Annotated in this window: 25 protein-coding genes and 1 other RNA gene; 11 read left to right on the top strand and 15 right to left on the bottom strand. The window is 44.2% G+C overall.

From position 1 onward, the window contains the following. Positions 1-19 precede the first annotated feature (19 nt). Entirely contained in the window at positions 20-970 is a 951-nt protein-coding gene (gshB, locus tag CW749_RS12985) for a glutathione synthase (RefSeq protein WP_101112561.1), read from the bottom strand. Between the two features lie 14 nt (positions 971-984). Then, a complete protein-coding gene (gene rsmE, locus CW749_RS12980) occupies positions 985-1,716 on the bottom strand; it encodes a 16S rRNA (uracil(1498)-N(3))-methyltransferase (protein ID WP_101112560.1) in 732 nt (243 codons plus the stop codon). 178 nt (positions 1,717-1,894) lie between these two features. Between rsmE and CW749_RS12975 the strand changes: the two genes are divergently transcribed. After that, positions 1,895-3,229 carry a hypothetical protein gene (locus CW749_RS12975; protein ID WP_101112559.1) on the top strand — a complete coding sequence of 445 codons (1,335 nt, stop codon included), beginning with the start codon at positions 1,895-1,897 and terminating at the stop codon, positions 3,227-3,229. Between the two features lie 37 nt (positions 3,230-3,266). On the opposite strand, the gene CW749_RS12970 is transcribed toward CW749_RS12975, so the two are convergent. From CW749_RS12970 to metK, 4 genes are all read right to left on the bottom strand, one after another. Next, the gene (locus CW749_RS12970) at positions 3,267-3,962 is read right to left on the bottom strand and encodes an endonuclease (RefSeq protein ID WP_101112558.1); all 696 of its coding nucleotides are present in this window, start codon (positions 3,960-3,962) and stop codon (positions 3,267-3,269) included. 86 nt (positions 3,963-4,048) lie between these two features. After that, entirely contained in the window at positions 4,049-4,549 is a 501-nt protein-coding gene (locus CW749_RS12965) for a SprT family zinc-dependent metalloprotease (RefSeq protein ID WP_101112557.1), read from the bottom strand. Between the two features lie 53 nt (positions 4,550-4,602). Further along, the gene (locus CW749_RS12960; RefSeq protein ID WP_101112556.1) at positions 4,603-5,400 is read right to left on the bottom strand and encodes a DUF2189 domain-containing protein; all 798 of its coding nucleotides are present in this window, start codon (positions 5,398-5,400) and stop codon (positions 4,603-4,605) included. A gap of 347 nt (positions 5,401-5,747) precedes the next feature. Then, the gene (metK, locus tag CW749_RS12955) at positions 5,748-6,899 is read right to left on the bottom strand and encodes a methionine adenosyltransferase (protein ID WP_101112555.1); all 1,152 of its coding nucleotides are present in this window, start codon (positions 6,897-6,899) and stop codon (positions 5,748-5,750) included. Positions 6,900-7,222: 323 nt separating this feature from the next. Between metK and tkt the strand changes: the two genes are divergently transcribed. After that, complete coding sequence (gene tkt / locus CW749_RS12950; protein ID WP_101112554.1) at positions 7,223-9,232, top strand: transketolase; 2,010 nt, start codon at positions 7,223-7,225, stop codon at positions 9,230-9,232. Positions 9,233-9,291: 59 nt separating this feature from the next. Here the strand turns inward: tkt and CW749_RS12945 are convergent, their stop codons facing one another. Then, positions 9,292-9,528, bottom strand: coding sequence for a hypothetical protein (locus CW749_RS12945; RefSeq protein ID WP_101112553.1), 237 nt, complete (start codon positions 9,526-9,528; stop codon positions 9,292-9,294). Between the two features lie 303 nt (positions 9,529-9,831). On the opposite strand from CW749_RS12945, the gene epd reads away from it, so the two are divergent. The 4 genes from epd (at position 9,832) to mscS (ending at position 14,550) form a co-directional block, all read left to right on the top strand. After that, a complete protein-coding gene (gene epd / locus CW749_RS12940) occupies positions 9,832-10,857 on the top strand; it encodes an erythrose-4-phosphate dehydrogenase (protein WP_101112552.1) in 1,026 nt (341 codons plus the stop codon). Positions 10,858-10,996: 139 nt separating this feature from the next. Then, positions 10,997-12,157: a phosphoglycerate kinase gene (locus CW749_RS12935; RefSeq protein WP_101112581.1), complete on the top strand. Its 1,161-nt coding sequence runs from the start codon at positions 10,997-10,999 to the stop codon at positions 12,155-12,157. A 152-nt stretch (positions 12,158-12,309) separates the two neighbouring features. Further along, the gene (fbaA, locus tag CW749_RS12930) at positions 12,310-13,386 is read left to right on the top strand and encodes a class II fructose-bisphosphate aldolase (RefSeq protein WP_101112551.1); all 1,077 of its coding nucleotides are present in this window, start codon (positions 12,310-12,312) and stop codon (positions 13,384-13,386) included. A 297-nt stretch (positions 13,387-13,683) separates the two neighbouring features. Next, positions 13,684-14,550 (top strand): small-conductance mechanosensitive channel MscS, encoded by an 867-nt coding sequence (gene mscS, locus CW749_RS12925; protein WP_101112550.1) that lies wholly within the window; start codon positions 13,684-13,686, stop codon positions 14,548-14,550. Positions 14,551-14,649: 99 nt separating this feature from the next. Here the strand turns inward: mscS and CW749_RS12920 are convergent, their stop codons facing one another. Further along, positions 14,650-15,138 (bottom strand): YbaK/EbsC family protein, encoded by a 489-nt coding sequence (locus tag CW749_RS12920; RefSeq protein ID WP_101112549.1) that lies wholly within the window; start codon positions 15,136-15,138, stop codon positions 14,650-14,652. A 27-nt stretch (positions 15,139-15,165) separates the two neighbouring features. Then, positions 15,166-15,795: a LysE/ArgO family amino acid transporter gene (locus tag CW749_RS12915; protein WP_101112548.1), complete on the bottom strand. Its 630-nt coding sequence runs from the start codon at positions 15,793-15,795 to the stop codon at positions 15,166-15,168. A 138-nt stretch (positions 15,796-15,933) separates the two neighbouring features. Between CW749_RS12915 and CW749_RS12910 the strand changes: the two genes are divergently transcribed. Both CW749_RS12910 and CW749_RS12905 read left to right on the top strand, forming a co-directional pair. Continuing rightward, the gene (locus tag CW749_RS12910; protein WP_101112547.1) at positions 15,934-16,830 is read left to right on the top strand and encodes a LysR family transcriptional regulator ArgP; all 897 of its coding nucleotides are present in this window, start codon (positions 15,934-15,936) and stop codon (positions 16,828-16,830) included. Positions 16,831-16,912: 82 nt separating this feature from the next. Further along, a complete protein-coding gene (locus CW749_RS12905) occupies positions 16,913-17,608 on the top strand; it encodes an oxidative stress defense protein (RefSeq protein WP_101112546.1) in 696 nt (231 codons plus the stop codon). A 75-nt stretch (positions 17,609-17,683) separates the two neighbouring features. On the opposite strand, the gene serA is transcribed toward CW749_RS12905, so the two are convergent. The 5 genes from serA to zapA form a co-directional block, all read right to left on the bottom strand. Beyond that, positions 17,684-18,913 carry a phosphoglycerate dehydrogenase gene (serA, locus tag CW749_RS12900; RefSeq protein ID WP_101112545.1) on the bottom strand — a complete coding sequence of 410 codons (1,230 nt, stop codon included), beginning with the start codon at positions 18,911-18,913 and terminating at the stop codon, positions 17,684-17,686. 254 nt (positions 18,914-19,167) lie between these two features. Then, on the bottom strand, positions 19,168-19,824 hold the full coding sequence (rpiA, locus tag CW749_RS12895; RefSeq protein WP_101112544.1) for a ribose-5-phosphate isomerase RpiA: 657 nt from the start codon (positions 19,822-19,824) through the stop codon (positions 19,168-19,170). A gap of 121 nt (positions 19,825-19,945) precedes the next feature. Continuing rightward, the gene (locus CW749_RS12890) at positions 19,946-20,569 is read right to left on the bottom strand and encodes a 5-formyltetrahydrofolate cyclo-ligase (protein WP_101112580.1); all 624 of its coding nucleotides are present in this window, start codon (positions 20,567-20,569) and stop codon (positions 19,946-19,948) included. 3 nt (positions 20,570-20,572) lie between these two features. After that, positions 20,573-20,756: non-coding RNA, 6S RNA (gene ssrS, locus CW749_RS12885), on the bottom strand. Positions 20,757-20,760: 4 nt separating this feature from the next. Continuing rightward, entirely contained in the window at positions 20,761-21,063 is a 303-nt protein-coding gene (zapA, locus tag CW749_RS12880) for a cell division protein ZapA (RefSeq protein WP_101112543.1), read from the bottom strand. 237 nt (positions 21,064-21,300) lie between these two features. Between zapA and CW749_RS12875 the strand changes: the two genes are divergently transcribed. Genes CW749_RS12875 through CW749_RS12865 form a run of 3 tightly spaced genes read left to right on the top strand, consistent with a single transcriptional unit; the run spans position 21,301 to position 24,278 of the window. After that, positions 21,301-21,870 carry a YecA family protein gene (locus CW749_RS12875; protein WP_101112542.1) on the top strand — a complete coding sequence of 190 codons (570 nt, stop codon included), beginning with the start codon at positions 21,301-21,303 and terminating at the stop codon, positions 21,868-21,870. 13 nt (positions 21,871-21,883) lie between these two features. Next, the gene (gene ubiH / locus CW749_RS12870) at positions 21,884-23,062 is read left to right on the top strand and encodes a 2-octaprenyl-6-methoxyphenyl hydroxylase (RefSeq protein WP_101112541.1); all 1,179 of its coding nucleotides are present in this window, start codon (positions 21,884-21,886) and stop codon (positions 23,060-23,062) included. Between the two features lies 1 nt (position 23,063). Then, complete coding sequence (locus CW749_RS12865) at positions 23,064-24,278, top strand: FAD-dependent 2-octaprenylphenol hydroxylase (RefSeq protein WP_101112540.1); 1,215 nt, start codon at positions 23,064-23,066, stop codon at positions 24,276-24,278. A 97-nt stretch (positions 24,279-24,375) separates the two neighbouring features. Here CW749_RS12865 and CW749_RS12860 read toward each other — a convergent pair whose 3' ends face one another. Continuing rightward, positions 24,376-24,582: a DUF1107 domain-containing protein gene (locus CW749_RS12860; RefSeq protein ID WP_101112539.1), complete on the bottom strand. Its 207-nt coding sequence runs from the start codon at positions 24,580-24,582 to the stop codon at positions 24,376-24,378. Positions 24,583-24,816 lie beyond the last annotated feature (234 nt).

Genomic DNA, 24,816 nt, shown 5'->3' with positions numbered 1-24,816 from the left:
AGCTTAGGGTCAACAGCCCTTAGTTATTTTTGACTCTTCGCTCTATCGCATCCATCAACTTACCTGTGATAGATATATCGAATGCCGCTTCGATTTCGCGAATGCAAGTTGGGCTGGTGACGTTAATTTCAGTTAGCTTGTCACCAATAACGTCTAAGCCCACAAATATAAGCCCTTTCTCCTTAAGTGTAGGAGCTACAGCGTGTGCTATCTGTAAATCTGTTTCACTTAATGGTCTTGCCACGCCAGTACCACCAGCGGCAAGGTTACCTCGGGTTTCACCCTCTGCAGGAATACGCGCCAAGCAATAAGGCATTGGCTCACCATCCACCACCAAAATACGTTTATCACCGTTGCTGATATCCGGTACAAAGGTTTGCGCCATGGCGTAATTCTGCCCGTGGTTTGTCAGCGTTTCGATGATCACCGAGACATTAGGATCGCCTTGCTTCACTCTGAAAATAGAAGCGCCACCCATACCATCTAATGGTTTAAGGATCACATCACCATGTTTGGCTTGAAACTCACGAATTTTTTCCGCTTTGCGAGTAACGATGGTGGTTGGAGTCAGTTCTGGGAACCAAGCAGTAAATAGCTTTTCGTTACAGTCACGTAGGCTTTGTGGCTTGTTGACGATCAGCGTCCCTTTTTCTTCCGCTCGCTCAAGAATGTACGTTGCGTAGATGTACTCTGTGTCAAACGGAGGATCTTTTCTCATCAAAACGGCATCAAGTTCTGAAAGTTCGATCGTTTGCTCTGATTGGAATTCATACCAACCAGAAGGATCTTCTTTCAGAGTAACCACTTTCGTGTCAGCAATGGGGGTGCCTTGATCCAAGTGGAGGTCGTTCATCTCCATATAGTGGATTTCCCAACCACGACGCTGAGCTTCTAACATCATTGCAAAGCTAGAATCTTTTTTGATGTTAATCGATGCAATGGGATCCATTACGATGCCGACTTTTATCATTCGAATATCTCCGTTTATCCAAGGTCGCCAAAGCGAACTTGTAATGCAGTAATAGCGGTTAACGCTGCGGTTTCTGTCCGTAATACTCTAGGACCAAGCAACGTTTCTTCAAATTGGTACTCTTCTGTCATGCGGATTTCTTCTGCAGACAATCCGCCTTCAGGACCTATCAATAATCTTACTCTTGAAATAGGTGTGGGTAAGGTATTGATTGAGTATTGGGCTCTTGGGTGTAAATTCAATTTCAGAGCGCCGCTTTGCTCGGCACACCATTGCTCAAGCTGCATGATGGGACGAATTTCTGGAATGGTATTGCGCCCACATTGTTCACATGCACTGATGGCTATTTTCTGCCATTGTGCCAGCTTTTTTTCGAATCGTTTGGTGTCCAGTTTTACGCCACATCGTTCAGAAATCAAAGGGGTAATGGTATTTACACCCAATTCAACGGATTTCTGAATGGTGAATTCCATTTTCTCACCACGAGAGACAACTTGTCCTAGATGAATGTTTAACGGCGATTCAATACTGGTTTCGACACGCTCTTGAACATCTACCGTGACATTTTTTTTACTGACATCTGAAATGATTGCAGGAAATTCAGCATTGCTGCCATCAAACAACAACACATTTTGCCCTTCTTTCATGCGCAGCGCTCTGCCTATATGACCAGCTGCATCATCGCTTAATTTCACCAAGCCGAGTTCATTGATGGTTTCGGGGTGATAAATTCGAGGGATTCGCATGTTTTTTTGTTTCCTGCATGACACATATTTAGTGACTAACATGGATGCGTGAAGAGGAAAAAACAAGCTTGTCAGCAAAAATATGGTTTTCTTCGAATTTTTTATATTTATCAATTGTATTTACGGAGAGCTCTAATTTATCTTACTCATTGATTTTAAAAATAGAACTAGAGTTAAAATGAAAAAAAAGAATGCGTTAGTTGTAGGCGGTGCTTTGATTGTGGCTCTTTCTGGGTGTGGTGGTGGGAGTTCTTCAGAAAACCCTGGTAGCTTGGCATCGCCAAACATAAAGGGAGATCCAAGTTTAGATAAAATTTCGACTTACCAATCTTCGGCTTTATCGAATGATATGCTTGAGTGTGTCAAACTTTACAAGAAACGTCAGTCTTGTTCGCTAGATAAAATTCGTCCAATTGGTGTTGAGAAGCCTGGAGACCTTTCAATTTCAGATATCCAAGAAAGGCTAGTGGTCTCTCACAGTTGGATGGGTGATAACTTTATTAATGCCTTAAAAAGTATCAACGATCAGGATTTCCTAAACCTGTTTAAACCTCTCAATGCTATCGTCTTGAGTTATGATATCAGGCCTTCTTTCTATCATACGTATACCGCTGCTATTTATATCGATCCAAGATATTTGTGGCAGAATAAAACAGAGTGGGATTCGATCTATAAGCAAGATGACTTCCGTTCTGACTTTAGCTCAGAGTTCACTTACGATAGTGCTAATCGTTTTATTTATCCAAATAGTAAAGAATACGTAACCTACAGCAATACCTATCATTCAGCGAATAATGCGTGGCGTGCATCCCATCATATTGCACCTGGACTTTTCCGACTATTGGCCCATGAACTTGCTCATGCTAATGACTATCTTCCTCCTGCTTACCTGTCACAGGTTGGTGACAGCGGTTCTGTTTTCAGTGCAATGCGTGATAATGCCAACAAAGTCCACACTGAACTGCAATCAAGCCACCCATTAACTTCATCATTGTTGTTGGAAGCAGCGGAGATTGCTTTCCATGGCAAGTCAATGACTGATCAAGCTCGAAATTCAACAGGAGAAATTGCGGGAAGTGAGTTTAAGCCTGATGGCGCAGCAGCTTTTTACGGCTATTCAACTAACCGAGAAGATGTGGCAACGTTGTTTGAGTCATATATGATGTTTAAAAAGTACGGTGCGATTTCTGATGTCGCGTTCATATCTATCCCTAAAACTAATGAATATACCTGTAATGATTGGAAAGTTTTGTGGGGAGAAAGGCACCGTTTGGCAGATGACAATGTGCGGACAAAGACTATATTTGTTGCTCAACGATTAACAGGAAAAACAGAGTCTGAAGTGATTTCAAATATGCCATCCACTGTGGCTGATGTTAGTACTTTGACTCCAGGTCTTGGTTGGTGTGAGTCACGTACACTGAATACTTCAAGTTCTTTTATGGGACTGTCAAAATCTGATGTTTCTGAACATCCGTATGACTACTTAGATGACATAGGGCGAAAGCACTAGTAGAACTTTTTAAGCCCCGAATTTCGGGGCTTTTTTCTCAGCTCTTACAATTCTCGTAGACAAAAGTATTGTGGTTACCTTGTACCTTATATATGCGCTCATCACGCGTGCATTCCCATTCATCGACTGGGAATTGCTTATTCCACGCTTTCATTAAATTGGTTTGTTGCTTAGAAAGGCGAAATCCATATTCTTTACTCATGTAAAGGTACGTGCGCGCGATAGATCCTTTGGCTCTAGCTGGTGGCATAACCCTTCTTTGTTTGAAGTTGACCTGCACTTCACATTGACCATAGGTCGCACCGTCGACGCCATTCCATTGGCTAAAGTTGTAATTAGAACGATCGCCATTAACTTCACCGATGGTCGGAGTCAGGTTGTGAAGATCAGCCTCCATTGAGCGAAATACTTTGTCTTTTTTGGTGCAGTTCTTTCTTCCGCCAGTTTGCCAGCATTGTCGCTGATGACCAAATTGCCACGCAGGTACTACGTGTTCCCATTCAATTCGAGAAGCGCGTTTCAGTTGTTTTCGCACTTCATAACCGCACCCTTTTAGATCAGGAACGCCTTTTTTCCCCTTCCACTCAATATCACATCCGCAGTAAAAGCTAATTGGATGATCTGCGTAAATCTTAACTGCCTCTCTTTTGGCTTTTGAAAACGAAGTGGGCGGGGCAGCAATGGTGGCGGCACTGAAGAGAGCCAATACAAGGAAATAATATAGTGGACGCATAGTTATTGATAATTGGGATTATTAATAACTTGAGTCTAGCAACTGCGTGATATTTTTATCTATAGATATAAATGAAATTAACAAACTTAAGACAATTGAGTGCCTGTAAATTTGAGGTCGTGCTGACAGGCTTTACAGCGATAACTGGTTTCTCCCCTCAGAACCTTATTGTGTCGACGGATAGATAATGGGTGAACTTGGCAACCACATTGGTACTCGAATGTTTTTCCTTGAACCCCTGTAACGTCAAAGCTATGTGTTGTTTTTGCCGGGATGCCTAACACGGATTCCATGACATATTGCCATTCTTTACCGTGAGGTTTGGCTCGACCAAAGCATTGGTAGGTAATCAGGTGCGCGACTTCATGTGGGATAACTTCTTGTAGAAAGGCTAGCTTATTCTCTTTAAATAAAGCGGGGTTGAGGCGGATCTCCCATTGTTGTAGGTACGCCTTCCCAGCAGCCTTACCCCTGACATTAAAGTTCCATGTAGGCTGTACAAATTTCTTTTGAAACACGCGTTCTGCTTTTTTGATGCACTGTTTGATGATTTGTTCGATCGCGTAGTGTGTTGTCGGGTCTTGCATAAAATAACAGCCTCTGGATTGAGGCTGTTATTGTACTTAAATTTGCTAATTTGTTAATGATGTCGGCGTTGAATTGTCGCTTCGTAGCCGTGCCATGTTCCGTAACCCAATATTGGCATTACGACCATCATTCCAAGTCCGAAAGTGGCAAAACCGATAATCAAACCACCGCAAATAATTGCAGCCCAGACAATCATTGCTGGGATGTTTGATTTTACCGCGTTAAAGCTTGTAAAGATGGCGGTCATAATATCGACTCTGCGTTCCATCATCATTGGAATAGAGAAGACGGATATACAGAAAATAATCGTGGAAAGTACAACCCCTATTAAAGAGCCGATAACAAGAAACGGTAAGAACTCAGAAATAGGCGCCCCTTCGACGGAAGGGTATAAAGCGTGTAATAAGGCTGCGATCCGCATCCAGAATATCATGGCAATACTGAGCATGAGGGCAAACCCCCACTGAGAGACGGAATTTCTCCCAATAGCATGTATTGAATGCATTAACCGAGGTTTATGACCTTTCTCGAGCTCCCAAGCGGCATCATACAGCCCAAGTGCTAGGAAAGGACCGATGAGCATATAAACAATTAAGCTTGGCAAAACAACAAGGTGAGTTCCTTGCCAGTATACTAAGCCAACAACTCCTATCGCGGCCGCGGTAAAGCATAAACCGTAAAAAGCGCTGATAAGTGGTGTTCTCATTAGGTCGTGAACGGCCATTGCAAGCCATTGAAAAGGCTCGGTGATGCCGACTTTGTTGCAAGGTATGGTTTTAGCGTATTCAGAATCTGGGATGACATGGTCTTTCTTATCAGACACGTTATCTGGATTGAGTGTACGAGGCATAAATCCTCCTGAATGAGTGCATTCAACTACCACTGATGGGCAGTTTCCCCTAATTCGATGCAGAATGAGTCCGTGAACCCAACCCCTTGTCACGAATGCATTTTGCATCTCACAGTTATTAACCGACTCTAATACTACAAAATCTTAAGGGACGGAAAATAACAAAATCCTTTGAATAAGTGGGTGAACTGTGATGACAAAAACACAATACCCGCACTTTTCTTACTATTAACTATGTCATCACCCAGCGAAAAAACAACCTTTAATGTTTAAAAAATGGTCCATATGTAAATTTTATGTAACAAAAAGCCCTCGCATTGCGAGGGCTTCAGTTTTAAAATTTTATCTTACAGACCAGCAAACTCGCGCAGAATTACTGCTTTATCTGTTGCTTCCCAAGGGAATTCTTCACGACCAAAGTGACCATAAGCCGCAGTCTTCTTATAGATAGGCTGAAGTAAGTTCAGCATTTCTTGAAGTCCGTATGGGCGTAGGTCGAAGTTCTGACGAACCGCTTCAATGATGATGTTGTGTGGCACTTTTTCAGTACCGAACGTTTCCACCATGATAGATGTTGGGTCAGCAACACCGATAGCGTAAGAAAGTTGAATCTCACAGCGATCAGCCAAACCTGCCGCTACGATGTTTTTCGCAACATAACGTGCCGCGTATGCTGCACTGCGGTCTACTTTTGATGGATCTTTACCAGAGAATGCCCCGCCGCCGTGACGAGCTGCACCACCGTAGGTATCAACAATGATTTTACGACCAGTTAAGCCACAATCACCCATTGGGCCGCCGATCACAAAACGACCGGTTGGGTTGATGAAGAAGTTAGTTTCTTTGTTCAGCCACTCAGAAGGCAAAACAGGTTTAATGATTTCTTCCATTACTGCTTCACGCAGATCCGGTGTAGAAATTGAGTCACAATGCTGAGTTGATAGAACGACCGCATCAATACCAACAATTTTGCCCTGATCGTACTGGAAGGTTACCTGAGATTTTGCATCAGGACGCAACCAAGGAAGCGTGCCGTTTTTACGGACTTCAGCCTGCTTTTGAACCAGCAAATGTGAGTAGGTAATTGGAGCTGGCATGAATACATCAGTTTCATTTGTCGCGTAACCAAACATTATGCCTTGGTCGCCTGCGCCTTGCTCTTTAGGATCTGTTTTATCGACACCTTGGTTGATGTCTGGAGATTGTTTACCGATGGTGTTCAGTACTGCACAAGAATCAGCATCAAAGCCCATGTCAGAGTGCACGTATCCGATTTCTCGAACGGTTTGGCGAGTCAACTCTTCGATATCAACCCAAGCTGAAGTGGTAATTTCACCACCGACCATGACCATGCCAGTTTTCACATAGGTTTCACATGCTACGCGAGCTTTAGGATCTTGTTCAATAATTGCGTCAAGTACGGCATCAGAAATTTGGTCTGCAATTTTATCTGGATGACCTTCTGAAACTGACTCAGAAGTGAATAGGTGCTTTGCCATGATAGCTCCACTCTTTAAAAAGTTTGAGAGACCGATTATTCAAATCCATCTCGCTTAAATTACATTAGTCTATGTAGGTGTTTCTACATCTAGACGTCTATTCTAATTTCGAATTGATAGAATTCAAGCAAATTTTGTACATATCTCATAACCAACCGTTTGCGCAAGTTGTTGTGATTTCGCAGATGTTCACGCGCAATGTAGTAAAAGGGTAGCAAATGTCACGAAATGGTAGGTAAATCGATTGCAGCACCTATTGTGCTTTGCGACAATACGCGCTCACAATTTCTCTTTCAATTCGCTTAATGCATTCAGGAGCAGACATGTCTTCTCGTAACCTTCTTTCAAACAAAGAGCTAGCTAATGCTATTCGTGCCCTTAGCATGGACGGCGTTCAAGCTGCTAACTCTGGTCACCCAGGTGCACCAATGGGTATGGCTGATATCGCCGAAGTACTGTGGCGTTCTCATTTAAACCACAACCCAACCAACCCTGAGTGGGCAGACCGCGACCGTTTCGTGTTATCTAACGGCCACGGCTCTATGCTGATTTATTCTTTGTTGCACCTTGCGGGTTACGATTTGCCAATCGAAGAGTTGAAAAACTTCCGTCAACTGCATTCAAAAACACCTGGTCACCCTGAATACGGTTACGCCCCAGGCATCGAGACCACGACAGGTCCGCTTGGTCAGGGTATCACTAACGCCGCGGGCATGGCTCTGGCAGAGAAATCTCTAGCGGCGCAGTTCAACAAAGACGGTCACAACATCGTGGACCACTTTACTTACGCCTTCATGGGTGATGGTTGTCTGATGGAAGGTATTTCGCACGAGGCATGTTCTCTTGCGGGTACGCTGGGTCTAGGTAAGTTGATTGCTTTCTGGGACGACAACGGCATTTCTATCGACGGTGAAGTGGAAGGCTGGTTCTCTGACGACACCCCTAAGCGTTTTGAAGCGTACGGCTGGCATGTCATTCCTGCGGTAGACGGCCACGATTCCGACGCCATCAACTCAGCGATTGAAGCCGCGAAAGCGGACCCACGTCCAACCCTTATCTGTACCAAAACCATCATCGGTTTCGGTTCGCCAAACAAGTCGGGTTCGCACGACTGTCACGGCGCGCCATTGGGTCATGAAGAAATTGCAGCAGCACGTGAGTTTTTAGGTTGGGAGCACGGTCCTTTTGAAATTCCGCAGGAAGTTTACGCAGAGTGGTCTGCGAAAGAAGCAGGCGCAGCTAAGGAAGCAGCGTGGAACGAGAAATTTGCAGCTTATGAAGCAGCATATCCAGAGCTTGCCGCCGAGTTCAAACGTCGAGTAAACAACGAACTGCCTGCAGAGTGGGAAGCGAAAGCAAGCCAAATCATTGCAGACCTTCAAGCTAACCCTGCTAACATTGCGTCACGTAAAGCGTCGCAAAATGCGTTGGAAGCGTTCGGGGCTATCTTGCCTGAATTCATGGGTGGCTCGGCTGACCTTGCGCCTTCAAACCTGACCATGTGGTCTGGCTCTCAATCACTGACGGCGGAAGACGCATCGGGCAACTACATCCACTACGGTGTGCGTGAGTTCGGTATGACAGCCATCATGAACGGTATAGCTCTGCACGGTGGCTTCGTACCATACGGCGCGACTTTCCTTATGTTCATGGAATACGCACGTAACGCGATGCGCATGGCAGCACTAATGAAAGTGCAAAACATTCAGGTGTACACGCACGATTCTATCGGCCTGGGTGAAGACGGTCCGACTCACCAACCGGTTGAGCAAATCGCCTCTCTACGTCTAACGCCAAACATGAGTACTTGGCGTCCATGTGACCAAGTGGAATCGGCAGTGGCTTGGAAACTGGCTATCGAACGCAGAGATGGCCCAACGGCGCTTATCTTCTCTCGTCAGAATCTAGCACAGCAAGAGCGTGACGCGGCACAAGTGGCTGACATTGCAAAAGGTGGTTACATCCTGAAAGACAGCGATGGCAAGCCAGAGCTAATCTTAATTGCAACGGGCTCTGAAGTTGAGTTAACCATCGAAGCCGCAGCGCAACTGACAGCAGCAGGCAAGAAAGTACGTGTCGTTTCTATGCCATCAACCGATGCGTTCGACAAGCAAGACGCCGCTTACCGCGAATCGGTACTGCCTTCAGACGTAACCGCTCGTATTGCAGTGGAAGCGGGGATTGCAGACTTCTGGTACAAGTACGTGGGCTTCGACGGTCGTATCATCGGTATGACAACATTCGGTGAATCTGCACCAGCGGGCGAGCTGTTCAAGATGTTCGGCTTCACGGTTGAAAACGTAGTCGAGACCGCTAACGAACTGTTGGCGTAAACCTCTCCCAAGCCTATAAAGAAAAAACCGAACCATCGCTGGTTCGGTTTTTTTTATGTCTATTCGAATTCGTTACCCTGATTCTTTAGCTCTTTGGTATGGCACGTTTTACAAGTGACATAGCGATCCATATCGTAGTAACTACCGCCATTAATAATGGTATGAAGAGAGAGTTTTATTCTGCCTAGTAATGAAGCATCGCTGTCATAATTACTTGGCTTGCGTACCAAGGTTTCTGTATGTGATGTCGTTTTTCGGCACGTATTGCAATACTGTTCGGCAGACCATTCAGTCATGTATTTGTCCTTTGGTGAGAAAATGAGGGTAGAAAGCGCCAAAGGAACGTTACTTGGTTTTATAAATTTTAATGTTAACAAGATCAACTAGTGGCATATTTGAATGCGAGTGACTTCAACTTTAAGAGTCGCTTTGTTACATCAAAGATTACGACCAGCCACTACTTTCATGGGAGGGATTAGCATTCTTTCCGCAAGTCATTTTTATGGAAAGAAAGGACCTGATAATACTATGGCTGCCTGTGAAGTTTCAGTAATATCAGTTACTATCTGTACCACGCAATTTATGTGAGGGCAGCAGAGATGCTAAAAGTCGCGATCAACGGATTTGGTCGAATAGGGCGCAACGTGTTGCGCGCGGTTTATGAAAGCAGTAAAAACCAGCAGATCAAAGTGGTTGCGGTCAATGAGCTAGCGCAACCAGAAGCCATGGCGCATCTTCTCCAATATGACACCTCGCATGGTCGATTTTTTAAAAAGATATCTCACGACCAAGAGCATCTTTTTATTCATCACGAGAGCGGTGAGCGTGATTCTGTACGCATTCTGCATTTAGAAGATATTGAATTACTTCCTTGGCGAGATATAGAGGTCGATATCGTACTGGATTGTACAGGTGTGTATGGCTCTCAAGCCGACGGGCAAAAACATATTGCGGCAGGTGCCAAGAAAGTCCTGTTTTCACACCCTGGTGCTAATGATTTAGACAACACCATTATTTATGGTGTGAATCATGAATCTATAACGGCAGAGCACAAAGTGGTATCTAATGGATCCTGTACGACAAACTGCATCGTACCCATCATAAAGGTACTTGATGATGCCTTTGGTATCGATTCGGGAACCATCACGACCATCCATTCATCTATGAACGATCAGCAAGTGATTGATGCGTACCATCCAGACTTGCGACGTACTCGAGCGGCCAGTCAATCTATTATTCCTGTCGATACAAAATTGCATTTGGGTATTGAACGTATATTCCCGAAATTTTCTAACAAATTTGAAGCAATTTCGGTTCGAGTACCTACCGTAAACGTCACTGCAATGGATTTGAGTGTAACAATAAATACAAATGTGAAAGTTAATGACGTAAATCAAACCATTATTAACGCTTCTCGGTGTACATTAGACAGCATTGTTGACTATACTGAGGCGCCGTTAGTTTCCATCGACTTCAATCACGATTCCCACAGTGCCATAGTGGACGGCTCGCAAACACGAGTGAGCAACGGACATCTTGTTAAGATGTTGGTGTGGTGTGATAACGAATGGGGCTTTGCTAACCGGATGCTGGATACTGCGATTACCATGCACGAATTGGGTTAAATCAAGCGGTAAAAGTTTTAATTTTGGGGCTTGAAATAAATGTGTTTTGCCCCAAAGTAAGCACCAGAGAAAGAATTTATTGGCTGAGCGTGATGCTGAGCTACCAAACTTTAAAATTGAAACATTGAGAGGACAAACCATGTCTGTAATCAAGATGACTGACCTGGAACTAGCAGGTAAACGCGTATTTATCCGTGCTGACCTAAACGTACCAGTAAAAGACGGTAAAGTAACTTCAGATGCTCGTATCCTTGCATCTCTACCAACCATCAAGCTTTGTTTGGAAGCTGGTGCAAAAGTTATGGTCACATCTCACCTAGGTCGTCCTACTGAAGGTGAATACAACGAAGAGTTCTCTCTAGCTCCTGTAGTTAACTACCTAAACGACGCACTAGACTGCGACGTTAAACTAGCGAAAGACTACCTAAACGGTCTTGAACTAAACGTTGGTGAACTTGTTGTTCTTGAAAACGTTCGCTTCAACAAAGGCGAGAAGAAGAACGAAGAAGAGCTATCTAAAGCATACGCATCTCTATGTGACATCTTCGTAATGGACGCATTTGGTACGGCTCACCGTGCACAAGCGTCTACTCACGGTGTTGGTACTCACGCTCCTGTTGCATGTGCTGGTCCTCTTCTTGCTGCTGAGCTTGAAGCACTAGGCAAAGCAATGGACAACCCAGAGCGTCCATTGGTTGCTATCGTTGGTGGTTCTAAGGTTTCTACTAAGCTGACAGTTCTTGAATCTCTTTCTAAAGTTGCTGACCAACTTGTTGTTGGTGGTGGTATCGCAAACACGTTCATCGCTGCTGAAGGTCACAACGTAGGTAAGTCTCTATACGAAGCAGACCTAGTTGACACTGCTAAGAAGCTAATGAAAGAGTGTGCTATCCCAGTTGCGACTGACGTTGCATGTGCTAAAGCATTCGACGAGAACGCAGAAGCTGAAATCAAGCACGTTTCTGAAGTTGCAGACGACGACATGATCTTCGACCTAGGTCCAGATTCAACTGCGGCTCTAGCTGAAATCATCGGTAACGCAAAAACTATCCTTTGGAACGGTCCTGTGGGCGTATTCGAATTCAAGAACTTCGAAGCGGGTACAGCGGGCATTTCTAAAGCAATCGCGGAATCTGCAGGTTTCTCTGTAGCAGGTGGTGGCGATACACTAGCAGCAATCGACAAGTTCGGTATCAAGGCTGACGTTTCTTACATCTCTACAGGTGGCGGCGCATTCCTTGAATTCGTTGAAGGTAAAGTACTGCCAGCAGTAGCTATGCTTGAAGAGCGTGCTAAGTAAGAATAACTGAAAGCGGGAGTGAATCCCGCTTTCTTGTTTGCTGCACGCCAAATGGTTCTCTGTTAGAATACCTCGCGTTGTGAGCAAACGTTTGCAAGAATTTAAACTTAATCAGTTTTATTTTAAAACGACAGATAAATAGGATTACATCCATGTCTAAGATCTTCGACTTCGTAAAGCCAGGTGTTATTACTGGTGATGACGTTCAGAAAGTATTTGAAGTTGCTAAAGAAAACAACTTCGCACTTCCAGCGGTTAACTGTATTGGTACTGACTCTGTAAACGCAGTACTAGAAGCAGCTGCAAAAGTTAAAGCGCCAGTTATCGTTCAGTTCTCTAACGGTGGTGCTGCTTTCTTCGCAGGTAAAGGTCTAAAACTTGAAGGCCAAGGTCTACAAATTCTTGGTGCTGTTGCTGGTGCAAAATACGTACACGCTGTAGCTGAAGCTTACGGTGTACCAGTAATCCTACACACTGACCACGCGGCTAAGAAACTTCTTCCTTGGATCGACGGTCTGCTAGATGCTGGTGAAGAGTTCTTTGCTCAAACTGGTAAGCCTCTATTCTCTTCACACATGATTGACCTTTCTGAAGAGTCTCTAGAAGAAAACATCGAGATCTCTGCTAAGTACCTTGAGCGCATGGCTAAGATGGACATGACTCTTGAAATCGAATTAGGTTGTACTGGCGGTGAAGAAGACGGCGTAGACAACTCTGATATGGATGCGTCTGAGCTATACACTTCTCCAGAAGACGTAGCTTACGCTTACGAGAAGTTGAATGCTATCAGCCCTCGTTTCACTATTGCTGCATCTTTCGGTAACGTACACGGTGTATACAAGCCTGGTAACGTTGTACTGACTCCAACAATCCTACGTGATTCTCAAGCATACTGTGCAGAGAAGTTTGGTATTGCACCTAACGCTCTGAACTTCGTATTCCACGGTGGTTCTGGTTCTTCTCAAGAAGAAATTCAAGAGTCTATCGGCTACGGTGTTATCAAAATGAACATCGATACTGATACTCAGTGGGCAACTTGGGATGGTATCCGTGCATACGAAGCGGACAAGCACGATTACCTACAGGGTCAAATTGGTAACCCTACAGGCGATGATGCTCCTAACAAGAAATACTACGATCCACGTGTATGGCTACGTGCAGCGCAATCTTCAATGGTTGTTCGCCTTGAGCAAGCATTCGCTGACTTGAATGCAGTAGACGTTCTTTAATTCTTTCGAATTGAACTGAAAAGCCCGCTCATTGAGCGGGCTTTTTTATGCTTGCTATCTTTTCAAACACCGCTAAAGTTGGGTGAGGGTTATTCCATTGATTGCGTAACCCTTTCGCTAAAAGCCCAAGTTTTTAAGTTGTAGTCTCAATATTAATGTGGCGATGACTTTCATTGAGTTCAATTGTAAGATATTTTGTCGAAATTCTGTCGCAGAGATGCACCGCCCTAAATTAGTGAAGTCACTAACTTGGATAAGGCACACATATTCAAATAAGAAACCTAGAGGTAAAAAGGAATGGCAAGCGAACCATCAGTGGTTGATAACCTAAACTTAGCAGGAGGAGTCAGTAAAATGGAATCTTGGCTGACAAACAACTCAGATCTGATCATTCAATATGGTGTAAACATCATTTCAGCAGTACTGATACTGTTTATCGGTAACATCATTGTTAAAGCTATCGCAAACAGCGTAGCGAAGGTGATGAAGAAGAAGAACATGGATAAAGCGGTGGTGGAGTTTATCCACGCGCTGGTTCGTTACTTGTTGTTCGTTATTGTGCTTATTGCAGCATTAGGTCGTTTGGGTGTTCAAACTGCTTCAGTAGTTGCGGTTATTGGTGCGGCTGGCTTAGCGGTTGGTTTGGCACTGCAAGGCTCTCTGTCTAACTTCGCGGCAGGTGTACTTATCGTTGCGTTCCGTCCATTCAAATCGGGCGATTACGTTGAAATAGGTGGCGTATCTGGTTCTGTTGAGTCCATCCAGATTTTCCAAACCGTTCTTACTACACCAGACAACAAGATGGTTGTAGTGCCTAATGGCGGTGTTATTGGTGGTCCAATAACAAACTACTCTCGCCACCAAACACGACGTATTGATCATGTTATTGGTGTTTCTTACAACGCTGATCTTAAGAAAACTCAAGAAATCATTGCCGAAACATTGGCAAAAGATGAGCGTATTCTGAAAGATCCAGGCGTGACCATTGGTGTAGTTGCACTTGCTGATTCTTCCGTTAACTTTGTTGTTCGTCCTTGGGTGAAAACCGCGGACTACTGGAATGTTTATTTCGACTCTCTTCAGGCAATTAAAGAAGCGCTTGATGAAGCAGGTATCGAAATTCCATTCCCTCAAATGGATGTGCACTTGAACAAAGTTGATTAATTTTCTTTGTAGATCAAAACACTTCCAATGAAATAAGGCGCTTACTCAGTTAAGCGCCTTTATTTTTGAATCTTGTTTGTGATTTATGTGGAGTGTCAGCTATTCAGAAAGCTTATAAATCGGACTCTCTAGAGACTCCAGCAGTTTTTCTAAATAGACACCATTAATTCCAATCGTAACAGCAGGATCCCCCGGTGTATAAAGCAGCTCATCATGTGTCAGAAGTGCAGTATCCAAAATAATGGGGACTGAGGTGGGCAATGTGAATGGGCAAACAGCCCCAGCTAAACAGCCTGTTTTTGCTGTCATTTCTTCATTGTCACAGATAGATACACGTTTTCCTAAAAGCCCTTTAATTCCTTTAGCATTGAGGCGGCTGTCTTTATCGGTTAAGTAAAGTGCGTAACCACCACCTTTAACTTTCAGAAATAAGCTTTTAGACAATGTACCTGTCCAGCCCAATTCCTTGGCAACCGCTTCATCTGTCGCAAAATCCAAAATCGGACGATGTTGCCATTCATTGAATGGGATGTTGAGTTCGTTTAAAAGATCGATGTTCCTTTGGTAAATCCGTTGAATTACATCCATGTCATATCCTTATGTTTGAACAAGCATCTACATGTATTGCTGCCACAACCCATTCGCGAGAATTATTGCGATAGTGAACATCATTGCTGCCACACCAATATCAATCCCTTTCTTTACTTTAGGCTTAGAGAGCGTAGGCCCCAATTTTGCAGCACCAAGGGATAAGCTATAAAACCAAGCAAACGACGCCAGTACTGTACCTGCCGCGAACGCAATACGATCATGTCCTTCGTATTGCCCACCGATAGAACCCAAAATGACGACCGTATCTAAATACAGGTGAGGGTTCAGAACGGTAACAGCGAGCGCCCCTAAAACGACTGCACGCTTTCCTCTTGCCGTGATTTGGGCGTTAGATTCTCGTTGCTCAGCTGGAGCAAAAGCACTTCTTAGAGACATAAGACCATAGATGGTTAAAAACGCGATTCCTCCAAGAGTGACAGAAGTGAGTAGCAATTCATTTTGAGAAAGGATTGCTCCACCACCAAAAATGCCTAGAGAGATGAAAAAAACGTCCAATAAGCTACAGATCGTTGCGGTTGTAAGATGGTGATTGCGCTTAATGCCCTGGTTCAGCACATACGCATTCTGCGCTCCAATCGGAATGATCATCGTTGCGCCTAACCCAAAACCTTGCAATAACACCCAGAAGTTCACAACGTTGCCCTTACTTAAAAATAGAAATGTCAGAAAAATGAGCCGCAAGGATAAGGGGAATAAGAAAATAAATTAAACTAATAATTTTAATGAATGATAAGTTAAACTTATATCCTAGGTAGGTGAGCAGAGGGAAATATGAGAGGGTTAGATTATCGATGGATTGAAGCGCTAGACAGTGTGCTGAATCAAAGAGGTTTTGAACGAGCCGCGGAGCAGTTATGTATCTCCCAATCGGCTGTATCTCAAAGGATTAAACAGTTAGAAAAATGGTTGGCACAGCCCGTATTAGTTCGGGAGCAACCTCCTAGAGCGACTCAAGCCGGAAAGAAATTACTTGGGCTGTACCGACGAGTTTGCTTGCTAGAAGAGGAGCTTTTGCCCGAGCTTAGCACTGAAAACAGTGAGCGCCCATTGTCTGTCGCATTGGCTACGAATGCCGATAGCCTTGCCACTTGGCTTTTACCTAGCTTGTCACCTCTGCTAAAACAAAAGCGAATAGAGCTGAATTTGGTGGTAGACGATGAAGGACGGACCATTGATAAGCTTCGAAGTGGTGAAGTCGTTGGGGCTATAAGCCTTGATTCTCAACCGATGTCTGGATGTGATGCTGACTACCTAGGAAGAGTGGATTATTTGTGTGTCGCTAGTCCTGATTTTTGTCAGATGTACTTTCCTGAAGGTGTGAATAGAGAAGCGCTAAAACGAGCGCCAGCAGTGGCTTTTGATCAGCATGATGATATGCATGAAAGATTTGTTCACCAGCATTTCAATTTACCCATTGGAAGCGTGTTGAAACATACAGTTCGCAGTTCAGAGGCTTTTGTTAAATTGGCAATCAGTGGTGTGGCTTATTGTTTGATCCCTAGGCAGCAAATTGAATCTGAACTCAAACAAGGAGTGTTGATAGACATTACACCGAGTTTTTTCCTCTCTCATCGCATGTATTGGCATCATTGGCAGCTAGAGAGTGGGGTACTTAAAGAAATTTCCCAGTCAATTATTCAATACGCGAGACAGCATCTCCCTCAGTAAACTTTGTGTCAAATATGAATATGAATGGAATCAATCTCTAATGTTAGCGTCTATTATAGCGACGAACCCTTAGGAGAACGGCATGAAAAAATTATCGATGATCGGTGTGTTACTCATGGGAGTAATGATGGCTCCTGTTAAAGCTGAGGAGCTTTCATTTCCGCATATTTCTACGTCGGGGCACGGTGAAGTGACCGCTGTGCCAGACATGGCTGAGTTTACTGTTCAAGTGGTAGAAACCATGTTGACAGCAGAGCAAGCGAAGCAAGCGGTAGATAAAGCTGTGGGCTCTTTTGTTGAGCGCTTAACCGCTGCTGGAGTGAAAAGAGACAACATCGCCAGCACTAATTTGTATTTAGCGCCGCAGTATCACTACCCTAAAAGTGGCAAAGTCGAACTGGTTGGGTATCAAGCTTCCCGTAGTGTCACGGTGACCGTTGAAGTCTTAGGTAACTTAAACAGTTATCTTGATGGTGCCTTAGGCGATGGGATTAATCGCATCGACGATATTCAATTGAAAGTAAAAGACGAATCCAAGTATCAAGAGCAAGCGCGTTTGGCTGCGATAAAAGACGCGACGCAGAAAGCAAAATTTCTCGCAGAAGGTTTTGAGCGTGAAGTGGATGGCGTTTGGAGAATCAGTTACGACAATAATTCAAACCGTCCGATGCTAATGCGAAGTATGGCTCTTGGGGCAGAGAAGGCATCCAATACTTATCAAGATTCCAGCATTGTTATCCGTGATAGGGTGGATGTGATTTACAAGCTGAAAGATTAAGCGCCGCAAGTTTTAAACTAAAAAAGGGGACGCCAGCTGGCGTCCCCTTTTTATTAATTAGCTAAGAAAGCGAAATTAGTGAAGAATACGAGCTCGAATAGTTCCTTCGATTTCTTTCAGCTTCAATAACGCTTCTTCAGAGCGATCCGCTTCAACATCAATAACCACATAACCCATTTCTGAGCTGGTTTGTAGGTACTGACCCGCGATGTTAATCCCTTCTTCAGCGAAGATGGTGTTAATTTGCGTCAGAATACCTGGGCGGTTTTCATGAATGTGCAGTAGGCGAGATGTTCCTCTGTGCTCTGGCAGCGACACTTCTGGGAAATTGACACTGGATAGTGTTGAGCCGTTATCTGAGTATTTTGCTAGTTTCCCAGCAACTTCAACACCAATGTTTTCTTGTGCTTCTTGGGTAGAACCACCAACGTGAGGAGTCAGGATACAGTTATCGTATTTAAGCAATGGAGACTCAAATGGGTCAGCATTGGTTTTTGGTTCAACAGGGAATACGTCGATTGCTGCACCAGAAAGATGTTTGGTTTCTAATGCTGAAGCGAGGGCTGGTATATCCACGACAGTACCGCGAGCTGCGTTGATGAAGATAGAGCCTGGCTTCATGCGTGCGAATTCAGCTTCGCCCATCATATTCTTAGTGCCGTCCGTTTCAGGAACGTGCAGCGTAATCACATCACATTTGTTTAGCAGTTCACTCATGGTGTGAACTTGGGTTGCGTTACCCAATGAAAGCTTGTTCTCAATATCGTAGAAGTAGACACGCATGCCTAAGTTTTCAGCAATAATACCCAGTTGAGTACCGATGTGACCGTAGCCAATGATACCTAAACGTTTACCACGAGCTTCGTAAGAACTGTCTGCACTTTTCTTCCAAATACCACGGTGTGCCAATGCGTTCTTTTCTGGGATACCACGAAGTAACAGAAGGATTTGACCCAATACCAACTCAGCCACACTTCGAGTGTTGGAGAAAGGTGCGTTGAACACAGGAATACCGCGTTTTGCCGCAGCGCGAAGATCAACTTGGTTAGTTCCGATGCAGAAACAACCTACAGCGACCAATTTTTCTGCCGCTTGGAATACTTTTTCAGAAAGGTTAGTACGGGAACGAATACCAATGAAGTGCACGTCTTTAACGGCCTCTAACAGATCTTCTTCCGCCATTGAGCCTTTTACATACTCGATGTTGCTGTAACCAGCCGCTTGAAAAACTTCAACTGAAGAAGGGTGAAGCCCCTCAAGAAGGAGAATTTTTATCTTATCTTTATCCAGTGATACTTTGGCCATTGATTATCGTCCTTAAACTTCGGGCTATAAGCTGAGTACAGAAGAGGCGCGCAAACGTTTACCTTCTGTATATATTGAACAATAAAGTAACAAAAAATATTCGCTTTGGGTAAGAAAATTACGGAATAAGGCATAATTTCTTAAAGAAAAATAAGAGAAAACGGCACCTACAGGTGCCGTTTGTAATCAAATGACGGAAACTAATGCTAACCATCGCATAAAAATGCAATTATCGAATACCAAAATGTATGGTTTTACTCTTCGATTTTTGCACCATCAGGCGTACCTGTAATCACGACATCTGCACCTCGGTGTGCGAACAGACCGACTGTCACGACACCCGCGATCGCATTGATTTTGTCTTCTAGATCTTTTGGATTTGTTATTTTTAATCCGTACACATCCAAAATCATGTTGCCATTGTCTGTTACCACACCTTCTCGATAAACCGGATCGCCGCCCAACTTGAGCAACTCTCTTGCAACATAGGAGCGAGCCATAGGAATCACTTCCACTGGAAGTGGGAATTCGCCTAATACGTCTACGGCTTTTGTTCCGTCAACAATACACACAAATTTCTTTGAGATAGCGGCAACAATCTTTTCACGCGTCAGGGCTGCACCGCCGCCTTTGATCATTTCACGACCTGGGTTAACTTCATCAGCGCCATCAACGTATACGTCTAGCTCGAATACGTCGTTGCATTCAAAGATTTCAATCTCAAGCTCTTGCAGCCTTTTGGTTGAGGCTTCTGAAGAAGAAACAGCACCTTTAATCTCTTCTCTTATTGATCCAAGTGCATCGATGAAGTGATTGACGGTCGAACCCGTACCAACGCCAACAATGCTGCCCTTTTCAACATACTTCAGTGCGGCCCAGCCAGCGGCTTTTTTCATTTCATCTTGAGTCATGCCTTTCTCCAGAATTTAGGTGAACAAATTAAAGTCGCGCGATTATACCTTCAACTTATGTAAAGGTGCAGTGATCTAGGTGAATATATTGATACTGAAGTCGACTAGCTAACGTATTTGTTTATGGCTTAACGCTATTCCACCGCCAAGTTTTGGAAGGGGTCACGATAGTTTGTAGAGGAATGTCCCAAGCTTCCACTGGAAGAAGAGGGACTTGCTGGCAATTGTGAGCCAAGCCAATTGCATGATTCCCTGATGTCGCTTCCCAAGACGCTAGGGTTCGATCGTAGTAACCCCCACCCATACCGAGCCTTTGCCCTTGATCGTCAAACGCGACTAGTGGGGTGTAGATAATATCAATTTCGTTAACAGGGACAATTTGAGACATTTTCAGCTTGGGCTCTGCAATCTTGTATTGATTGGCAATCATATCTGTCTCTGGTGTGTATTCTAAGAAAAGTAAGTGACCGCTGGAGAAAGGGTGAAGCACGGGTAAGCAAACCTTTTTTCCCATGTTCCAGTACCATTCGATAACTGGTGTCAGGTCGAGCTCACCATCAACGGCAAGATATAATGCAACGATGTTGGCATCGGTCGCGGCAGAGTGCTCTTTTAGTTGCGTTAGCAAACAATGAGAGGCTTCGATTTGTTCTGTGTTGGAAAGGTCGCGCCTTTTGCGGCGTATGTTCTTTCGGATGCATTGTCGCTGTTCAGCTGATGCTTTTGAAGGAGTAAAAGATTTCATATGAGGAACCCCAGAGTGCCGTTGAGGATTGTGGCCCTTGAACCAGCTGGTTCAAGGCGGATCAGCAATGATAACCGTAGGCTTCTCGGTACGAGCCGAGCCTGCTCAATAGTTTTCAAGTACTAACCCTTAATTATTGCTTATCGGCTCAGGGACTTAAATCCGCTGACGCACACTCCAGGGTAAAACTTTTATTCGCGTCCTAGCTGTTTGAGCGCACCATCTAGTGACGCCGAGAGCAATTCCATTCGCTCTGTTATTTCTGTGGTTTGACCATGTACTTCTTGCTTAGATATTTGCAATTCGTAACAGATGTTCAAAGCAGCAATCGTTAATAGCTTTTCTGTATTGGTTACCTTAGTTCTTTCCGCCATTTCATTCAATCGCGTATTCAAATCTTCGGCGGCTTTTAGCAGTGACTCTTCTTGCCCAGGTGGACAATTCACTCGCGTAAGCTTCCCCAATATTTCCACTTCAACTGCTTGACTGCTCATTACGGTACACTCTCGACCAAACCAAAGACAGGGAGTACAAGCTCACTTCTGTCAGGGAGGAAACTATAGGTAAACCGACCTTAAGATTCAAGCCCTTCCATCTTTGTTTCCTAATATTGCGGGACTAACTACACACGAAATCAACAAATTGAACACGCTATGCTCAGCTATACATTTTCGCTAAGCGCCTTAAGTGATAGGATTAGCCCAACTAACTTACATTATAGCGAATCCCTTATGAGTGAAGTGAATTATCCTGCTTTTCCGCAACTCGTTAATGAACTTAAGACAGCACAACTTGCGGTATCACCCGCTGAGTTACATGGCTTACTGACCGGAATGCTAAGCGGCGGGTTAGCGATTAACGATAACAGCTGGCAGCCTCTATTGTTTGATTACACAAATGATGGTCTAGGTTGGCCAATAAGTACCGTTGCTGTTGCTGAAAGCGTGCTAAAAGCAACATTAAGTGAGTTGGCAAATGATCAATTTGAATTGACGTTAATGTTGTCGGAGTCGGATTCTGATTTGTTTGCTACCGCTGATGGATTATCTGAATGGGTGAACCACTTTATTTCTGGTTTAGGGTTGGCCAATCAATCGATAAACAAAGCACCAGTAGATGTAAAAGAAGCGCTGGGTGATTTGGAAGAAATTTCTAAGTTGGGCATTGATGAAGAAGATGATCTAGAAGAGCAAGCCGATTTACTGGAGCAGGTGATCGAGCACGTTAAAGCGTGCGTATTTACGGTGCATGCAGAGTATGGCGTGAGACCGAGTGAAGACAAAAAACCGACTATTCACTAAGTAGGAAAGCCTCATGACACAATATGATGTGGTCATTGCTGGTGGAGCAATGGCAGGTGCGACACTAGCATTGGCATTGAATCGACTGAGCAAGGGTACATTATCTATTGCTGTTATTGAACCTTTTCAAGTTGAGCATACTCTCCATCCTGGCTTTGATTCTCGCTCTATTGCGCTTTCCCACGGCACTTCGTTGATACTGGAAAACGTCGGGCTCTGGGAGCAAATTCAGCCTTTTACGACCCCCATTGAGCATATTAACGTATCCGACAAAGGGCATGCCGGTTTAGCCGATATCACGAAGCAAGCTCTGAATTTGAACGCGCTTGGGTATGTTGTTGAACTCGCGGATGTTGGGCGAGTTTATCAGTCGCTATTGGATAGAGCCGCTAACATTGATTTTCTCTGCCCTGATTCCGTGAGCAATGTGTTGAGAGAAAGCAATGCGGTGACGGTCACCCTGTCGTCAGGGGCTTCAATTGAAGCGAAGCTGCTCGTGGCGGCAGACGGTACGTTATCGCCATCTGCCCAGAATATTGGCTTACCACTGCAAGAACACGACTTTGAGCAAGTTGCACTGATAGCGAATGTCAGTTTGTCCCAATCTCACCTTGGACGTGCATTTGAACGATTTACTGAATCGGGTCCGCTTGCATTACTGCCAATGTCTGACAATCGCATGTCATTAGTGTGGTGTTTATCTCCTGAAACAGTTGAAGATATTGCCAAGCTTTCTAATGAGGAATTTCTTGCCCAATTACAGCAATGCTTTGGCTGGCGTTTGGGGCAATTCATAAAAGTTGGTGAGCGTACATCTTATCCTTTGCTGTTGCGTTCCCGTGACCCCATCGTATCGCATCGATTTGCTGCTGTAGGCAACGCAGCGCAAACTTTGCATCCCATCGCTGGACAAGGATTCAACTTAGGTATTCGAGACGTAGCGACCCTTGCAGAGCAAATCTTAGTCAATATGGATGATCCTGGTCACTACAGCGTTCTCAGTGCTTATAGAAAGAGAAGAGAACAAGATCGAAAACGAACGATTGAACTGACGTCTGGTCTGGTTCATCTCTTTTCGAATGATTTCATTCCAATGAGAGTAGGTCGAAATATTGGACTGATGGGTTTTGAGGCTTTAGGTTCGATGAAAAGCCCTTTGTTGGCGCGAACACTTGGTATGGTAGAAAGATAATATGATGCAAAGTTTTGATATCGCCATCATTGGCGGTGGAATGGTAGGGCTAACGGTTGCAGCATTACTCCAAGACAGTGATTTAAGAATTGCTGTCGTTGAAGGGAAGCTGCCTGAAGAGCACTTAAATGAACTGCCAGATGTTCGTGTATCTGCATTGAGCCGGGCCAGTGAAAACATCCTCAAAAATGTTGGTGCGTGGGCTGGTATTGAAGCTCGTCGGTCTTCGGCGTATGACGCAATGACGGTATGGGAGCAAGACAGTTTCGCGAAAATTGAGTTTTCAGCTTCAGAAATCCATCAAAAAGATCTAGGGCACATCGTTGAAAATAGAGTGATTCAGTTAGCCTTACTTGAGCAAGTTAAGAGCCAAGATAATGTCACGCTTTTCGCACCAGAACGATGTAAAGATGTGGTGATGGGAGAGACGGAAGCTTGGGTTACTTTAGAATCTGGCCAATCATTTACGACTAAGTTGTTGGTAGGGGCTGATGGTGCGAACTCTTGGCTACGTAATAAATCCGAAATTCCATTAACACATTGGGATTATGGTCATTCCGCTATTGTCGCAAACATCAAAACGGCAGAACCTCATGGCGGTGTGGCGCGGCAAATATTTACACCGGATGGACCTCTGGCATTTTTGCCTTTAGGTGAATCAGATCTTTGTTCTATTGTGTGGTCTATTGATCCGTTGAAAGCTGAACTGCTAATGGATTTGGACAGTACCGAATTCAATAAAGCGCTAGCCACCGCTTTTGATGGGCAGCTTGGATTATGTGAAGTGCAAGGAGAACGGCAAGCCTATCCCCTTAAGATGCGTTATGCGCGTGATTTTGTGCGTGATCGAATTGCGTTGGTCGGAGATGCAGCTCACACCATTCATCCATTGGCGGGACAAGGGGTAAACTTAGGTTTGCTCGATGCTGCTAGTTTGGCGCAAGAGATAGAGCGGTTGTGGCAAAGCGGTGAGGATATCGGCCTAAGACGCAATTTACGTCCATTTGAGCGCTGGAGAAAAGCGGAAGCAGCAAAAATGATTGCTGCCATGCAAGGCTTTAAAGAACTATTTTCTGGTGAACATCCTGTCAAAAAATGGGTTCGAGGCGTTGGTTTGACAGTAGGTAATACTGTACCGTTGGTCAAAAATGAGTTGATACAGCATGCTATGGGATTGAAAGGGAATTTACCTGACGCGACCAAAGCTAAACGGTAAAAAATGATGTTCTAAAAAACGAATTATTAAAAAGTTACAAGTACGAAAAAGGGTCGACAAGTCGACCCTTTAAAATTTCTTTTTTCACATTCAATAATTATGCATGTACGCATCTTAACCGCATGATTTCTTGATTAATTTCTTTAACGGTTTTGAAATGTCGTTTCTCCGCTTTTTCAGGAAGAATTAACTTTCCATTATCAAATTCAAATTTCCCCACGCCATAAATATAAATCCTACCTTTAAACAACCGACTTACGTGTTTAGCTATCATACTTGGTGTATAGCGCTTAAACAGTCTCATACTTTTATCCTTATTATGTGTTGCGCCACGAATTATACAAAATTTCGTGTATCAGTATTGTGACTGAACAGGGGTTAAATACAGCTTAACGCTAAGTTTTCAGCGTTTTGTGCTTCCCTTGGCATTTCAGTGATATAAACGTCTCATTGGTGTGACGCTCTCCTCATTTTATGCCGCTAGCCCCTGTAAATAATGCAGCAATACGGTGTCATGTTTTTATGACATTTATAAGAA

The organism is Vibrio sp. vnigr-6D03 (genome assembly GCF_002835515.1).
Lineage (GTDB): Bacteria > Pseudomonadota > Gammaproteobacteria > Enterobacterales > Vibrionaceae > Vibrio > Vibrio penaeicida.
The sequence above is the reverse complement of the archived record's forward strand: the minus strand, read 5'-3'. Positions and strand labels throughout refer to the sequence as shown.

Excerpts from the sequence above, each read along its gene's own strand:
- CW749_RS12890 (WP_101112580.1), bottom strand. The coding sequence starts at position 20,569 with ATGAAATCTTTTACTCCTTCAAAAGCATCAGCTGAACAGCGACAATGC.
- serA (WP_101112545.1), bottom strand. The coding sequence starts at position 18,913 with ATGGCCAAAGTATCACTGGATAAAGATAAGATAAAAATTCTCCTTCTT.
- metK (WP_101112555.1), bottom strand. The coding sequence starts at position 6,899 with ATGGCAAAGCACCTATTCACTTCTGAGTCAGTTTCAGAAGGTCATCCA.
- gshB (WP_101112561.1), bottom strand. The coding sequence starts at position 970 with ATGATAAAAGTCGGCATCGTAATGGATCCCATTGCATCGATTAACATC.
- CW749_RS12965 (WP_101112557.1), bottom strand. The coding sequence starts at position 4,549 with ATGCAAGACCCGACAACACACTACGCGATCGAACAAATCATCAAACAG.
- CW749_RS12935 (WP_101112581.1), top strand. The coding sequence starts at position 10,997 with ATGTCTGTAATCAAGATGACTGACCTGGAACTAGCAGGTAAACGCGTA.
- zapA (WP_101112543.1), bottom strand. The coding sequence starts at position 21,063 with ATGAGCAGTCAAGCAGTTGAAGTGGAAATATTGGGGAAGCTTACGCGA.
- mscS (WP_101112550.1), top strand. The coding sequence starts at position 13,684 with ATGGCAAGCGAACCATCAGTGGTTGATAACCTAAACTTAGCAGGAGGA.
- epd (WP_101112552.1), top strand. The coding sequence starts at position 9,832 with ATGCTAAAAGTCGCGATCAACGGATTTGGTCGAATAGGGCGCAACGTG.
- fbaA (WP_101112551.1), top strand. The coding sequence starts at position 12,310 with ATGTCTAAGATCTTCGACTTCGTAAAGCCAGGTGTTATTACTGGTGAT.
- CW749_RS12920 (WP_101112549.1), bottom strand. The coding sequence starts at position 15,138 with ATGGATGTAATTCAACGGATTTACCAAAGGAACATCGATCTTTTAAAC.
- CW749_RS12865 (WP_101112540.1), top strand. The coding sequence starts at position 23,064 with ATGATGCAAAGTTTTGATATCGCCATCATTGGCGGTGGAATGGTAGGG.
- CW749_RS12960 (WP_101112556.1), bottom strand. The coding sequence starts at position 5,400 with ATGCCTCGTACACTCAATCCAGATAACGTGTCTGATAAGAAAGACCAT.
- CW749_RS12905 (WP_101112546.1), top strand. The coding sequence starts at position 16,913 with ATGAAAAAATTATCGATGATCGGTGTGTTACTCATGGGAGTAATGATG.
- tkt (WP_101112554.1), top strand. The coding sequence starts at position 7,223 with ATGTCTTCTCGTAACCTTCTTTCAAACAAAGAGCTAGCTAATGCTATT.
- ubiH (WP_101112541.1), top strand. The coding sequence starts at position 21,884 with ATGACACAATATGATGTGGTCATTGCTGGTGGAGCAATGGCAGGTGCG.
- rpiA (WP_101112544.1), bottom strand. The coding sequence starts at position 19,824 with ATGACTCAAGATGAAATGAAAAAAGCCGCTGGCTGGGCCGCACTGAAG.
- CW749_RS12970 (WP_101112558.1), bottom strand. The coding sequence starts at position 3,962 with ATGCGTCCACTATATTATTTCCTTGTATTGGCTCTCTTCAGTGCCGCC.
- rsmE (WP_101112560.1), bottom strand. The coding sequence starts at position 1,716 with ATGCGAATCCCTCGAATTTATCACCCCGAAACCATCAATGAACTCGGC.
- CW749_RS12945 (WP_101112553.1), bottom strand. The coding sequence starts at position 9,528 with ATGACTGAATGGTCTGCCGAACAGTATTGCAATACGTGCCGAAAAACG.
- CW749_RS12975 (WP_101112559.1), top strand. The coding sequence starts at position 1,895 with ATGAAAAAAAAGAATGCGTTAGTTGTAGGCGGTGCTTTGATTGTGGCT.
- CW749_RS12875 (WP_101112542.1), top strand. The coding sequence starts at position 21,301 with ATGAGTGAAGTGAATTATCCTGCTTTTCCGCAACTCGTTAATGAACTT.
- CW749_RS12860 (WP_101112539.1), bottom strand. The coding sequence starts at position 24,582 with ATGAGACTGTTTAAGCGCTATACACCAAGTATGATAGCTAAACACGTA.
- CW749_RS12910 (WP_101112547.1), top strand. The coding sequence starts at position 15,934 with ATGAGAGGGTTAGATTATCGATGGATTGAAGCGCTAGACAGTGTGCTG.